Source organism: Ruminiclostridium josui JCM 17888, from assembly GCF_000526495.1.
Lineage (GTDB): Bacteria > Bacillota > Clostridia > Acetivibrionales > DSM-1351 > Ruminiclostridium > Ruminiclostridium josui.
This window is the reverse complement of sequence record NZ_JAGE01000001.1, coordinates 2,126,185-2,141,834: the sequence shown is the minus strand read 5'-3', so window position 1 is coordinate 2,141,834 and position 15,650 is coordinate 2,126,185. Positions and strand designations below refer to the sequence as shown.

The following is a 15,650-nucleotide window of genomic DNA, read 5'->3' as shown; positions in this document are numbered from 1 at the left end:
AAAAAGTCGTATACATGATAAGTTTTCTTACATTTTGTATCTATTAAAACGTAGAAAGCGCTCTGCTGAGCATCATTGCAAAGTTTCCTCTGGAAATATTTCCATTTTCGGAGAAGTTTTTGTATATACTATCCTCAATAGTTAAAATTTTTAAATTAAATACGTTTTGTACATAAGCTGAATACCATTGGTTTTTCTTCAATTTTCCAAATGTACCCTGAGCTTTTGTTTTAAAACTAAAGGATTTGCTTATTATTGTACAAACCTCTGCAACCGTTATTTTATTGTTTGGTCTAAATGTCTTGTCCGAGTAACCAGTCATTATGCCTTTATTAACAACGGCATTTATATACTTCTTGCCCCAATGATCGTTTACATCCTTCAGTTTGGTATTTTGAGAATCATCAGGTTTTAAGTTTAATGCCACCGATAGCATTGTAGCCGCCTCAGCACGTGATAGTGTATTACTCGGTCTAAATGTTCCATCTGAGAACCCTGAAGTTATACCCACATCGTGCAAGTGCCTGATATATTCATCAAACTCGGTATTAGCAATATCTGAAAATGGTCTTCCATCTATATCATCGGAGTTTGTTGTTATAACTCTGAAAGGTGCTAAAACCATTGACTCATCAATTTCTGTTGAAGCAGAAGTCACTGCACCCTTTTTTAATGTATAGGCAATATTAATTGTTTTACCTTTTGAAATACTGAATGCCAGTATGTTAACGCCTAAACCGGACTCTTGACTCGTAAGAGTGAGCTTGTATTTGCCGTCAATCTTCTGTGTAGTTACTTTAACTCCATGCGCCTGAACATCCTGTACTCCTATAGTAAACAATACTACTGCCGCTAATAATATGGCTATATATCTGGTAATGCGCTTTTTCATAAATTCTCCGTCCTTTGTTTATATGTCTCCTGCAAGTACCAGCGCTTTTTCCAACATATACATCAGTTCTCCCCTTGTAACACTTTGGGTTGGGTTAAACAGTGTAGATGACTGATAAGGTAAAAATCCGTTTTCAGCCGCAAAGGCAACTTTATTCAGGATTGTCTTATCTATCTTGCTGTAGTCTTTGTATGTTGAGATTACGTCCTTGTTTCCATTAACTCTTGTATTTGTTTTCATTTCATACAATACTGTTGCCAAGTACGCAGCATCCTGTCTTGTAAGAATTGCTGAAGCTGTTTTTCCGGACTTTATTAATCCCGTCTTTACTGCCAAATCCATAAAATCACTGCCATAGTTATATTCCATGCTGTCAAATGCAAGCTTTACTGCTTCTCCTACTGTTGCATTCTTATCAGGATTAAACATACGACTTGTTATACTTTTAAGATTGTGGGCCATGGCAACATTCAGTATAGAGTCTTCATAGGTATGGCCATATATATCATCAAACAAGTTATTAGTCCTGTCAGCAAGTGCATAAATTCCGGGTGTCTCTGCTTGGAAGCTTATAAAGCCCTTGCTGTTGTCTATGTCGAATTTGTTTGACGTAGCTTTTTTCTCCCAACTGCTTGTTACTCCGTTATATTGGTATCCCAAAGTTTTCCCCTCAACATAATCCTTTGAGTTTGTATAGGGATAACTGATTATCAACGGTATTGCAAATTTTGATATAGTCATTATACTTGCACCTGTGTCAAGTGTTACCCCCATCTGTGCCAGAGGCTGCCTTAGTATAAGCTCATTTGCCCGGGTATATGGTTTCTGAGGTGTTAGTACAATATCAAAGGTATATATCTGTTCCTTTTTAGTATCTGTGGTAGTTACATTTGAAAGTATTCCTGCTTTCAAATTATATGTGACAGCCGCAGTCTTAAAGGCAATATTCTCTTTAAGTTGTTCCAGTTTGTCAAACACCTTTTTTGATATCATAAGGGATATATTTGTTGCAGGCGCCGGCGGCTTGGATAAATCAACGGTGTAGTCAAGTATATTGTCAGTCATTATTATCTGTACAAGTCTGTCAGCATTTACCCCTGTTATCTTAACAACCCAAGTGCCATTTACAATGGTGGGCGCCTTCTCTATAACATCTCCTGTAATCGGATGGTCTACATCCTGGTCTGAATCATAGTCGTCACTGCTTCTCAATGTTCTGACGCTGATACTTTGAGTGGGCAGTGAGCGAAGTTTTTTAACCGGATCATATGCATATAGCCTTGCATAATATCTGAAGTTGGATGTAAGTCCTTCAACCTTGAATTCGGCAACACTTCCACACTCATATACTTTTGCATCGGAATAGTCAATTTTCCCTGCAATTTCAAGTATATAAGTAAGTCCCGGTTCCTGAATCCATTCAAAGGTTATACTGTTCTTGGTCACTGCATCCGCAGTATTCTTAACTCCAAAGCCTCTTGGTGTTGAAGGAGGTATCAGCTTTAATGTCCTTAAAGGCAGTGAATCACTCCATTCTGATTTTTCACTGGCTGATAAGTCAGAATTGAATGCTTCTGCTTGAATCCAGAAATAATACTGAGTATCTGCAGTCAATCCTGTTATCCTCACATAGTCAAGGCCAGAGTTTTTTATCTGCGCTCCTGTGATTTTTAAAGAGCCTTGTGCCCTTGCGATATCATCCACAGTGCCATATTTTAGATAATATGTATTCTGCTCCTTGTAAGTCCATGCCAAATCAGCAAATGTATCAGAAACATTAGTACATCTGAGTTCAGGAACTACAGGCTTTTCTATAGTATCATCAGGTGTAGGCAAAGTAGTAAAAATTATTGGATTAGAAACATCTGAAAGCAACGGAGGATTACCAGCTCTGGCTGCTCTTACCCACAGTATATAGGTTGTATTAGGTTTTAAATCTTTCACAGGTACAACTACATTGTGCTTTGCATAAACTGGAGTTCCAGAAGCCGGAACGGGTACATTTTCAGGTACATTAAGATACATGTCCTCCAAATCATCATTAGGAGTTGTTGACACATTTTCCAATTTATACGTGTTTATTGATGATATATCAATACCTGGCGTATACTCGGTACAACCCACATACAAAGTTACTCCACTATCATATTCAACTTTTCTATAGTTCTGATTATCCGGCGGCGTTGTTTGTGGATTATATGGTGGTATGTCAGACATAGATGTTTTGTCTGCCTGTATATATGACCATTTGCCCGTAGCAGAATCAAACTGTTCAAACCACCTGTTTTTCAACTGTATTGTTATGCTAGTATCGGTAATCATGTCTTTGATTCCGTCTTCCTGTTTCCTTATCTGAAGAGGTGGGTTTGACGGTATCAACGGGGTATCTATTGACCCTCCGGGTAGTGTAACAATTACCTTAAGTGCTGGAGTTGAAGTATGCTCTACATTTTGAATAATTCCGTCTTTTTCTTCTGCAAAGGTTTTCTTGGCTATTATTCTGAAATAATAGGTATGGTTTGGCTGTAGGTTTTCAATTTTATATTTATAGCCTATAACCTTTCCACCATTGGCTTCGTCCTGTACAAAATTCGCATTACCCGGTTTAAAATTTGTCTGTATCTTTGTTTCTATAGGAGGAGCATCTATTGCTCCTGAATCCTCTAAAAGCCATAAATCATACATAACATCCGAGTCTATTGTACCATCCGCCTTTTTAGGCAAACGCCATAATATAGTTGCCGTATCCTTTCCAAGTTCTCCTTTTTTAATGATTACTCCGTTAGTGTCCTTAACATCTTCGTAGGCTATTATAATGGAATCCAACGAATCCCTAAACTCAGGTACAAGTTCCGGTGTGGAAGGCGATGCAGGAACATCACTCTCCTTAAGTGTAACCTTGTCTGAAACTATATCTATATTGCTTGGATAATATGGCAGTCCATCCTTCTTTACAATTGCCCTTATCATGTAACTGTTTTCCTGCCCGTCAGGCACTGTAATAAATGTTGTTGTACCAGTTTCCACCATTATTATCTTAGGCATATTGTCAGATTCAAATCTATTTATCTGATACTGAACGGTTATGTTAGAAGATGAAAGTCCTGTTATAACGGGACTCCAATCAAGTCTCCAGATTGTTCCGTCATCTGTCGTTGATACTCTAGATGTTTTTACTAAAATATGTGTGCTTACCAATATAGTTTCTGTTTGTGACTTTTTAATAATTGACTGGTCAGATACAACAGGAACAATTTTGACATAATACACTCTTCCCGGATCTTTAACTGTATGCTCATACTCCAGTGTTCCATCAGACTGATTTACATATACCGGGCCGGTTGCGCTTATCTGTTCCTGTGTAACAGTAATAGGAAGCGTATTTGCAAAATCCTTATTTTCTGAAACATACAGTTGATAATTTATTCTCTTGCCGTCATTCCATACATCATCCCAAACTATCTTTATTTTATTTGTTCCTGATGTAATACACTGTATGTTTATATCAGTCATAAATTTTACAAGGTTTGAGCTCTCGGACTCACCGGATTTATATACTTTACCTGTTAATGGGTCAACCTCTGTTGCATATGCTTTTGAAGTTGCAGTGTACACAGTTCCCGAAGTAAGATCTCTCATTCTAATTGGGGTTGTAATTGCAGGAAGATCTTTCTCTTTTAAATATGTAGGTTTCGCAGTTCTGTAGCCTTTTGGTGATTCCTGAAGGTATATATTCACATACTTGCCTGCCGGATTTGCCACCTGCCACTGAATGTCTGCATAATAACCAGACTTTCCCCCATCTGCCGAATCATATCCTATGCTGGGCTCTGTACCTTGACTGCTTTTTGGAATTGACAGCTGTGTTGGTGCGGCAGGTACAGGCACATCAATGGTTGCTGCATACACTGAACCATATGTTGTTATGAAAAATATCGTTAATACTAAAGCTGCAAATATCCTTTTTGTCCTCATTTTTAACCTCCACATGCCGGTATTACCGGCGGGTATACATACAAGTTAATCTATGCTTCAAGCATCTTTTCAAACGCAACCACAATGTCTTTTCTGTTAATTGACAGGGATGGATTGAACTTCGAGCTTGTATCAAGGGTCATGATATTCATATTAAGACATGCATATACAGGTGTTGCATATTTTGCCTCGATAGCTGAATCATCTTTTATTATTTTATTATAGGAAGCCCTCAATCTGTTATAGTCTGCTCCGGTTCTCTGGCAGTAAAGTTTTATTATCAATGCCGCCGTTTCCTGTCTTGTTATATTTCTGTTTACGTTGCTTATATTTATTATTTTGTCAAGTCCATAGTTCTTTGCTTTTATCTTTACATCAGTTGTGTTGTCCACCTGTGAATCGGATACCAGTTCATAAAGTGTTATGGCCTCTTTCACCGATACACTCAAATCCGGGTTGTAGGACTCTCCTGCCCCGGCAAATACCAGAGTCAGGTCATATTTTCCTGCAAGCTTTGTAATATAAGGCTTGGCGGGACTCTCATCACCTATTGTTGCGGTTACATCCTTTCCGCCAAACACAGTATATTTCCCGGGACTTGATACAAGGAAAGTAACATACCCTGTATCATACTTTAAGTTTTGTGTCAACTTCTGCCAGTTACCTGCATTTCCGTAAAGTACATACGGATTTGCAACAGTATTCCCCTTATATGACATTTTAACGGACATTGGAGAATTATATCCTGCTATATCAAATTTCTCTGCAAAGAATCCCGATGAATAGTTAGCACCATTCAAGGTATCATTTATATAATATGACAACTCACTCTTTATCTCCTCAATCAGTTGGTTTAAATACTTGTCAATGCTGGCATCGCTGCCTTTTATGTTAGGGTTGTTAGGATTTTTTATTACATCAAGCTTTTTCTTTATTATACCAGTGTCTTCATTGTAAAGCTTGTCTTTTATCATATCCTTTATGTTCTCACTGGTCTCTCTACTTGCAACTGCCTGTGCAGTAAGTATATTTACCTTGGATACGGAAGTAGTGTTTGCAGGTGCCTTTGGCTGTATTTCCCCTGTCTGGATATTATCAAGCTTAAGGTATACATCCTTTGCTCCGGCTGCTTCCCTGGCTTTTTTAAACTCCTCCATATTGTTTATATCAAAGGTATCCGGCCTTATAGTAAATTCAATATTCTTTGTCTTAATGATTACACTCTTGTTATAGGTCTTCATGGCCGTTAATATATTTTTAGCCATATACACCTCATCAGTATTTATATATGCAGGTATCTGGGATATATCTATTGTACAGGAAGTATATCCCGGACCTTCAAGGAGATTTACCACTTTGTCATCCTTTACATACACCTTTGCCATGGTACTACTGCTACCCTTGTTTACATCCCAGTATAGTCCCTGTTCAAGTTTATCAATCATATCAAGGAATTTTGCCGTAATATTCGTATTTTTATCATTATCGTCATAATCACCTTGATTGAACTCGGTTCTTGTATTTACAGGCCCTATATATTTAGAGCGAGTAATTGCCTCTAAATTTGAGGGATCCTTTTTATAAGCCCTTACCTTTATATAATATTTTGTGTTTGGCTTCAAAGGCTTATGTTCCTTTGTTCCGTTGGATAAAGTTACCTCTGCATATTTTATTCTGGCAGTATAGGTATAGTATTCTGTACCAAGGTTGTTAAATGTTTTTTCAATATAATACGGGTATGTGTGTCTTGTTATATCAATATATTGCTCCAAATCTGAGTTACTGAGGACTTTATAATCCGTATCATCCTCAGTTTTAATTGCAATTTCATACCCTGTATAATCATCAACTTCTATTCCCTGCCACTTTACTTCTATCTGATAATAGTCATTTCTAGTTGACTGGGTAGTATTGCTTAATACTGCATTATCAATCGTTCTTACAACCTGTATATTGTACTGTGTATTGGACTTAAGTTTGTAAATTCTTCCATAATACACACTACCATCTTTTACTATGTTGTACTGTGCTTTTGTAAGCTGAGTATAGTTTTTGTCATTGGCAGCTTTTATCTTTATACTGTAGCTGTCTGCTGTTGTTTGAGGATTAGTATCAAACCAGTAAAAGCTTAGTTCACAGTCACTTATAGTCTGAAGCATAGTTGGGCTTTCTATTAATGATGTTGTTACAGGTATGGATATCCATACACTGGACTTTGATTTATTTGCCTCCACTACCTCAGACCTCAAACTGAAATAGTAAACCCTGTTTGGATATAACCATGTATTTATAGTATATCTGCATTTCTTTGTCTTACTGTCGTATACCAGATTAGGCGGAAGTGGTGATGCCTTTGGGTCAAGAGTCAGCTTTTGTGAATTGCCGTCTATATTTCCGTCTTTATCACCAAACACAGATATATAACTGATATACGTAGGATCCTCCAATATAGATGGATCTGTATCAGGTGTATCAAGTGCAACCTTTTTAGCTGTTGAAATGAGGTTGTATGACGCCTCATTTTCCTTTACAGTCCACTCAAATGTAACGGAATGTCCCGTAACCATTGGGTTCCCGTTTTTATCCAAAGCTATGGCAAAATCAGATGGAGCCACTGGTTTCTTTGCATTATCATCGGGCTTTGTAGGCTCACCCCTTGGAGTTGTCACTGAAAGTAAACTGGTCTGTGTGGATTCCCTTTCCTTTGGATTCTCATTTTCAAGATTCAATCTTACCTTTATCATAAAGTAATATATTGTATTCGGCGATAAAGAGTATCCAAATGAATTGATATTATCCATATCACTAAATTTATTTATAACCATATTTATCCATGTTGTATTACCGGATATAACTGGTTTAAATTCAACATCACTGTCAGCCTGATTACTGGAACCTATAAGTTTGAATGTGCTAAGGTCAGGCTGCTTACTCATATAGAGATCATATATTACAGCATCGTCGGTAGCACTATGGTTGCTTGTATATTTGCTCCAGTCAATTTTAAGATCTTCAAATCTCAATGTTATAACCGCATTTGCAGGTGTTGTTTCCGTTGCAGGATTTACTTTTGTACTAACCAATTGAAAATTGTTAGGAGTAGGTACATCCCTGCTTGTCAGGGAAAGAGTTGTAAAGCTTGTTGTTAATGATTTTTCTGACATCTTAGAGCTATCGGTTGTATTGCCCTTATCAACCGGCAGTGTGGTATAAACCTGCAAATAATATGTTTTGTTAGGCAATAGAAATTCAGGGTAAGCATCCGGGTTAGTAATAGCTGAAACTGTGCCGTCTCCCTCAAAACCCTTAAAGAGATCCAAACCCTTTATTGTATATTCTAGTTTTGTATTGTCATTTGCATTTTCTTTTATCAAACCAGACTTTGTGCTTACATATTGAACCAATCTGTATTTAACCGAATAGCTGCCTGTTCCATAGTCCTTTCCATTTGCTGTAAGCGGATATTTCACAGCAGGGTCAAGATCCTTCTGACCTGTACTCAACAGGAAATGGTAGTATATGTCATCATCTTTTGTATCTTCCCAGTTAGCCGGCTTATCCCAGATTATTTTAATGTCAGAAGTCCTTTCTGTATCACCTGGTATTGCATCCGACAGATTTACTCCTATCACTGACACATTTTTAGGTACAGGCGTCTTAGAGGTATCATCTAACATCCTGTAAGGCATAGCCAAGGACATAATCCTATCGTTTACCGATGCAGACCTTACTACAATTCTGTAATATACTGTATTTCTAGGGTTGATTCCCTGAAGATTAGTTATAGTATATTCACCTGTAACATTTGTAATTTCTTTTATATTTTTCCAGTCGCTATCATCATCAGAATCAACATTACTTGTCTGAACAAAGTAGCTCAGTTCAGGCATAGAAACATCTCCAAGGTTCACTGTGTTTATTCTGATTAATATATTGTCCATGGAGTCTTTGGTTAACTGGAACCTAACAGGAGTATAAGTATAATTTACAACCCCCGTCAATGGACTTGTGGTAGCACCTGACAGTGCTTTTGAAACGTATTGTCCATTCACGTCGCATACCAGTGTATCCATAGTTACAACATAAATACATCCTGGACGTATTTCCTGATGAGGAAGTACATAATTTACATCAGCAACAGGAATTCCTGTAGGAATTGTTGCTGTTCCATCCTTTATCTGCTGTATTGTCGGAATTGGTGTTTCATCGTCTTTTACACCAAACAGATACAAGGAATATTCACCTTGTGCATTATCCCATTTTACATCGGAAACCCTTGTTGTATCTCCAGACACCATAGCAGTGTATCCGCTGCCATCATTTTTCATATTTACTATTACATCTGCGAGAGTTGGTTTTGTCTTGCTTGTCTCCATATGGAATTTATAGTTTATCCTGTCGATTGCAGGAGCTATTTTGCTGAGTATGGTACCTTTAGCAGGAACAAATGCACCTGTTCCGTCATATATTTGTGGAAGCTTCCAAGATAGTTTTATAGCTGGATATACCCCCGTCTCCCTTCCCCCTCCGGGATGGTCAACATATTGCTGTCTAATCTGCTCAGCATATACAGATACACCTGCAAGATAAAACTTTTCTGCTGTATAAGCAGTCGATGGATTTGATAATGAAACGTTTATATCATATATATAATCCTTTTTGATATCTGTAAGCAGAACCGAACCCATTCCTTCACTTACATTTATGGTTACCGTCTTGTGCCCTGAAGCAGCGGGTGCCTCATATGTTATTGTTCCCGTTACATTTAGCTGTCCATTCCAGCTTGCTTTAACCGTTCCTGCATTTTCATTAAATGTACTATGATCTATGGAAAAATTAAGAACATCCGGAGCTGCATAAACAGGTTGTATTAGTCCCGTAAAGTTCGATAATATCAGACTTAATACAAGTATAGCTGAAACAAATCTTAATTTAATCTTCATTGTAAATTTACCCCCGCAAGTTAAATACTAGTGTTACATCCTATTTATCGGCATTTTGGGACTATTTACTTAAGTATCGGTTAAAGTTGTAATGAAAACGTAAAAAAAGAAGCACAACATGCCGGGTGGCAGGTTGTGCTTCTTTTTTTATGGATAGTTATTAAATCTTACTTTTTATACGATTTACTTTGACCTCCGATAAAATAAATACAACATGTAATAATTACACTAAAAAAATAACTGTTATATGTATCACATATCGCCTGAGCTATCTACCAATGTCTTGTAAAGAGTTACTTTACTACCAAACTTACCTTTATTTGGCTCAAAGTATTTAACAGGTCGAAGGAGCTCTATAATAGTTACAAATACAAAGCCAATAATATAAAGTGCAATCTTTAAAATTCTTATTACTCTCATTAACTATTGGAGAATACAGATATGCTCACCTATTAAGCAGTCCATTGCCTTCTACAAAAACGAATAAAACCTATAAGATTTACTGCTAAGGTAAGTGCAAAATTAATACCAATACATTTTATAGTCAATCCTAGCGAATTGACTATTGTGACTGCTGTCGGATAACACCAGGGGCAATATATCCATACAATTTCTGACTGTATAGCCAAAAATCCAGATAACAAAATGACAACTCCCACTCCCAGATAAATGATTATTGAAGTTTTTTCTAAAGAAAAAACATAAAAAAATGACAGTATTGAAAAGGTGCATATAAACGATAATAACAACTCCAGTAAAATCTCCATCACAGGTAGTTGAAAATTACTTGCAATGCCTCCAATAAATAGGATGCCGGTTGTATAACCAGCATAAAAAACAAATATCATTCCCAACAATGTAATTATTTTGGCAAAGTATATGGTACCCTTTTTGATCGGCATGCTCAGCAAAAGCCCCCAATTGTTATTTCTTTGCTCCATCTCTCCAGCAACTCTGGTAATCAGGATAATATAAGCCGGAACAGCTATTGCACAAAACAAATACCGAGAAAAAACATACAATCCTAAACCAATATTTGTAACATCAGCTATTTTTGATGAAATCACAAAATATAGCATACAGAGTACCCAAATGATGGATGCAAAAAAAGTTATGGAGATCAAATGCATTCTAAAGTATTTATACAACTCTGCTCTTAGCATATTTTGTATCCTTTCATTATCTGTAGATGTTTTTTCTTTTAAATATGGATGTAGAAGCTAGTAACCCAATAATAATATAAATACATGAAATTAGTATCATAAATACAGCTTGATTCCAATCCGAACGATAACTAAAATCAGAAAATGAATATGGGTTAAATTTACCGAATACGCTATTAATGTATGTATCCTGCGAAAGCAAACCCAGAAATAGCCCAATGAAAAGGCTTATCCATTTAGATGGAAAAATCTCAATAGCAATCAATTGAATTGCTGCCGTTGCAAAGGTTGATACCAATAGTATCAAAAAACACCTTAAAAACAGTTCTGTATCAAATGGGTCCTTAATACCTGTTATGAATCCTGCAATCGCCATCGTCACAATATTAACAACAATTAAAATTGTGATATATTTGCAACTAATAATATATTTTGATAAAAGTAACTGGTATCGCTTTATTGGTTGAGTTAAAATCATAGACCAACCGTTGCTTCTTCTTTCCACAGAAAATATCTGCGTCAGAATCAATGTCGCAAAAAAAGGAAGAAGTGCAGGAAAAAATAAAATACGCTGTTCTTTTAATATCAATTGCCAACAGGAAATGTTCATTTCCTGTTGATGTATAAGCAAATATCCCGTATATCGGAATTGGAGATCTATTGTAATTAGCATATTAATCGCAAGCGGTATTAAAATAGTCATAAAAATAAGTCCGGTTCTCTTTAGCTTTAATTGCTCGGAACGTAAAAGTTTTAATATCATTGATAGTGACCTCCGAAAAATTTATACATATTCAATTATGTATTTTAGTAGTTAATTTGATTGACCATCCATCATTCTTAAATAAATATTTTCCAAGGAATCATTTTGCTTATAAATACAAGTTATACCTATTCCCTGTCCCATCAGCCTTTTCGAAATATCTTCAGTAGAGTAATTACCCTCAATCATTAAATCTTTCTCCTGAATTGAAACCTGTATTCCCACACTCTTGAAATAATCAACGGCTTTTCGAAGATCGCTAACTCCTACCGTGATTCGATTTACCTGTTTATCAGTCAGTTTCTGTAAATCTCCTTCATATAAAAGCTTACCATCTTTTATAATTCCAAGTTTATCTGCCATAAGTTCCATTTCATTTAATAAATGACTTGAAATCAAAAAAGTAATTCCGGACTTTCGAGCCAAGGATTTAATAATTTCCCTAACTTCATGTATACCGGCAGGATCCAATCCATTGACTGGCTCATCCAGTATAACAAGCTTAGGTCCACCAATAAGAGCCTCTGCTATGGCCAACCGCTGTTTCATACCAAGGGAAAATTTACCCACCTTTTTTTTACCACAATTTTGTAGACCAACTAAATCAAGTATTGGATTAATTTCATCTGTGTTAATTTGTTTCATCATACAGATAATTTTGAGATTCTCCCATGCATTTAAATTTGCATAATAGGACGGAGTCTCAATCAATGACCCGACATTTTTTAAAATTGCTTCGCGATAAAAAGATAGGTTCTGACCAAATATATGTACATCTCCACCATCCGGCCGGATTAACCCAAGCAACATGCGAATGGTTGTAGTTTTTCCGGCTCCATTGGGTCCCAGAAGTCCATATATGCATCCTTGCGGTATACTTAAGCTTAAATTATCCACAGATTTATGTCCATTAAAACTTTTAGTCAAATTACTAGTACTCACAGCTATATTACTCATAATATCCCCTTTTCTCAACTATATATGTTATTTAAAAATGCTGTAATTATTACAATTATCTTATTTTGAGCAACAGTTCCGTAACCCACTCTTTGCTTTAATACAATTACTAGCCTTACCAAAAAGTAAATTATTACATTACATCCAAGGATAAAATAGATGGATAATTATGATTGGCTAATCGTACTAAGGCGTACCCGATACCGCCAAGTCCCTGCATAAATGAAAAATCACTAAGGGATGCCACATCACCAAATCTTACTCCATTTTTCTGAATATCTGCTAATTCATCTTTCGCAATATCTTCAGCCAAACTTACCCACCTGTCCATATGCCTTGATTTACCAATCTCCAAAAGAATATCGATGTTTCCAAATGATCCATGACAAAGAGAATGTGATTTAGCTTTATTAAGTTTTATACTCTCAATCCCATTCTGTAAATCATTAGTCAACACATCGTCAGCCTGATTTATCAGTTCCAAAACTTTCATTCTGCACAAAGCAATTCCTGCTGCTCCGTAACACCAATAAGATAAAAACTGGTGGTCATCACGTAAATCTCTCCAATTATATTCAGAAGGTTCATAATAGGAGTTTTCTTTTCTAATCAATTCCAAACCAAAATCAATATATGTTTGGTTATTTGTAAACTTACCCAATTTGATTAGTGCCCAAGCATATCCCGAAAGCCCATGTGCCAGTCCTGTTATTAAATCCTGATTTTCAGACCTAAGCGACCGATACAATTCTTTTCCCAACCATTCTGCTTTTTCTATAAATAAGCTGTCCTGTTCTTTTTCAAAAATATTTAACAATAGTATAATTAATCCAGAAATACCCCCAACGAAATCATTGGGGCAATTATCCACAAAATTTATTTCAGTAACCAGCCTCCGGCACTTTTCATAGTATATGCTTCGATTTGTAAGTTTAAACATATTGTAGCATATATATGCACCAGAACCAATACCTGTATATGCGGATAACGATTTTTGCTGTTCCGCACTTGACAATTGGTAATTTAAAAATTGTTCCGCAAGACGGGTATATTTCTGTTCTTTGAGCTCTTGCCCCAAAACAGCCAGAAATAATATAATTCCCCCGCCAGTATATATGTTGAAATCCATAGAACTTATAAGTCGTCTCATATTAGGCAATTCCAATGTCATCAGAAAACTTGCCTCATCTTTCTCGGAATTAACCACAGACAAGTTGTAAATTTGATCAGCAATCTTTTTGGCATTAGAAAGATAGCTGTCCTGACCAGACATTCCAAAATTATATGAATAATTTGTTACATGCTCTTTTAATGTGCTTAAAGATTGGCTTATATAATACAACTGTTTATTGACATCATTATTACTGAACTGCTTTACCTTATCCTCAATAACCTGATAAGCAGTTTTCTGGAAATATTCTGGTATCTTCTCTACCAGATTTCCTAATAGTGTACAACTGTCTATCTCTGAGGAAAAATACGGAACATCATGCTTAAGTAAAGCTTCTACTTCACATTTGACAATATCCAGTTGTGTGTTATTATTATATAGCTTTGAAAACAAAGCCTTCCTTGCTTCCATATTTTCAAGATAATTAGGCTGGGTGCTAGCCTCAAGGAATCTTGCATACACAGCAGTTGGTCTAAGGACATGCCGTATAACAATCCTATTGCTGCAAATTATATCTAAAATTTCATTTCTATTATTTTCTATAACATTATAACAATCCAAAAAACCATTTTGGATACTCAACACATTTAATTTAGGTGATACAATTTCATCCTTGTACATTAAAGCATTCTTCATTCTGGGTGAAGTACACGGTTCTTTATTCAGACAAATTTCATCAGTTCCGGCGTTTTTAACTTGAAAATAAAACCATTTTCTGGAAACTGAATCATCAGACCCAGCTAATCCGCTCAAATCAAAATCAAAAGCTCCATTGACGAAGTTTGCAGGTAATAACATAGTTCCTAAAACGGAACACGCGAACTCCCTTGATATATCTGCGTTAGTATTTCCACCTTCAATAGATTGTTGGAAAATATTAACCAAAGTTTCTAAATCAAAAATAGCAGGTGAATCCTTGCATGCCAAAATATTTTCATGGTGCAGATCACTACATGAAAACATGTAAAAAATTGCGAGCAGAGCTCCGGTACGGTAATAGAACCGATAAATGTCCTCGTTATTTTCAGCCTTCTGATAAACAGCAAATTCCTGCCATCCATAATTAACACAATCTATACACTTGAGTTTTTTCAATTTACAGTGAAATGACGCTTTTTTATTAATATAATCAACTATTTGGTTAAACAAACTTTCAGGTGAAAGTCCATGGGGTTTATATACAAGATATCTTTCGCCAAATTGCAGTATCGTAACTTTTCTCCCGTTATTATGGGAATCACCTGAAGATATATTTACATTTGTGAGACTGTGCATACAAATATTAAACGTACTCTCGATACTTTGTTTATCCTCTCCAAGCCGTTCTAATAACTCATCAACCAGTTGCAGCCTGCCGGTTATTTTAGTATCGATTAAATAAAGCAAAACTGGATAACGTTTGAAAAATGCTATCAAATATGATACATCGGACAATTTTTGATTAAAATCATTATACCTTTCTGTAGAATCTTTTCCTTGTAATTCATTATTAGATTTTAAACAGTTCAGTTCTATAATCAGAATACGTATTGTCAGTGCTGTAATTTCTTCAGCTACACTTGCCAGAACTGAACTCATTATTACTTCTTTATCAACTTTTATAGAATAATTTAAAGAAAACTTGTCTAGGGAAACTTCTATATGCTTTTCACAGTATAATAAAAATGGTCGGTGAATATTTCCGAAAGCAGCTGATAAATTACTGCATATTTTGTCTACTAAGTTTGATGACCCTAAATTTTCAAAATACCTACTTTCCAGTACATTTTCAACTTTTTTCATAACT

Annotated in this window: 7 protein-coding genes; all 7 read right to left on the bottom strand. The window is 35.9% G+C overall.

Going from position 1 to position 15,650, the window contains the following annotated elements:
• Positions 1-43: 43 nt before the first annotated feature.
• On the bottom strand, positions 44-892 hold the full coding sequence (locus K412_RS0109965; RefSeq protein WP_024832974.1) for an S-layer homology domain-containing protein: 849 nt from the start codon (positions 890-892) through the stop codon (positions 44-46).
• Between the two features lie 18 nt (positions 893-910).
• Positions 911-4,867 carry a fibronectin type III domain-containing protein gene (locus K412_RS0109960; protein WP_024832973.1) on the bottom strand — a complete coding sequence of 1,319 codons (3,957 nt, stop codon included), beginning with the start codon at positions 4,865-4,867 and terminating at the stop codon, positions 911-913.
• 50 nt (positions 4,868-4,917) lie between these two features.
• The gene (locus K412_RS0109955) at positions 4,918-9,810 is read right to left on the bottom strand and encodes a hypothetical protein (protein WP_024832972.1); all 4,893 of its coding nucleotides are present in this window, start codon (positions 9,808-9,810) and stop codon (positions 4,918-4,920) included.
• Positions 9,811-10,262: 452 nt separating this feature from the next.
• Complete coding sequence (locus K412_RS0109945; RefSeq protein ID WP_024832971.1) at positions 10,263-10,973, bottom strand: ABC transporter permease; 711 nt, start codon at positions 10,971-10,973, stop codon at positions 10,263-10,265.
• Positions 10,974-10,989: 16 nt separating this feature from the next.
• Positions 10,990-11,736, bottom strand: a complete 747-nt coding sequence (locus K412_RS0109940; protein WP_024832970.1) for an ABC transporter permease — start codon at positions 11,734-11,736, stop codon at positions 10,990-10,992.
• Between the two features lie 51 nt (positions 11,737-11,787).
• Positions 11,788-12,693: an ABC transporter ATP-binding protein gene (locus tag K412_RS0109935; protein ID WP_024832969.1), complete on the bottom strand. Its 906-nt coding sequence runs from the start codon at positions 12,691-12,693 to the stop codon at positions 11,788-11,790.
• Positions 12,694-12,826: 133 nt separating this feature from the next.
• Positions 12,827-15,646, bottom strand: coding sequence for a type 2 lanthipeptide synthetase LanM family protein (locus K412_RS0109930; RefSeq protein WP_024832968.1), 2,820 nt, complete (start codon positions 15,644-15,646; stop codon positions 12,827-12,829).
• Positions 15,647-15,650: the final 4 nt, after the last annotated feature.

What these genes read in the sequence shown, in the direction of transcription:
- K412_RS0109965 (WP_024832974.1), bottom strand. Translation starts at nt 892, where the DNA reads ATGAAAAAGCGCATTACCAGATATATAGCCATATTATTAGCGGCAGTA.
- K412_RS0109960 (WP_024832973.1), bottom strand. Translation starts at nt 4,867, where the DNA reads ATGAGGACAAAAAGGATATTTGCAGCTTTAGTATTAACGATATTTTTC.
- K412_RS0109955 (WP_024832972.1), bottom strand. Translation starts at nt 9,810, where the DNA reads ATGAAGATTAAATTAAGATTTGTTTCAGCTATACTTGTATTAAGTCTG.
- K412_RS0109945 (WP_024832971.1), bottom strand. Translation starts at nt 10,973, where the DNA reads ATGCTAAGAGCAGAGTTGTATAAATACTTTAGAATGCATTTGATCTCC.
- K412_RS0109940 (WP_024832970.1), bottom strand. Translation starts at nt 11,736, where the DNA reads ATGATATTAAAACTTTTACGTTCCGAGCAATTAAAGCTAAAGAGAACC.
- K412_RS0109935 (WP_024832969.1), bottom strand. Translation starts at nt 12,693, where the DNA reads ATGAGTAATATAGCTGTGAGTACTAGTAATTTGACTAAAAGTTTTAAT.
- K412_RS0109930 (WP_024832968.1), bottom strand. Translation starts at nt 15,646, where the DNA reads ATGAAAAAAGTTGAAAATGTACTGGAAAGTAGGTATTTTGAAAATTTA.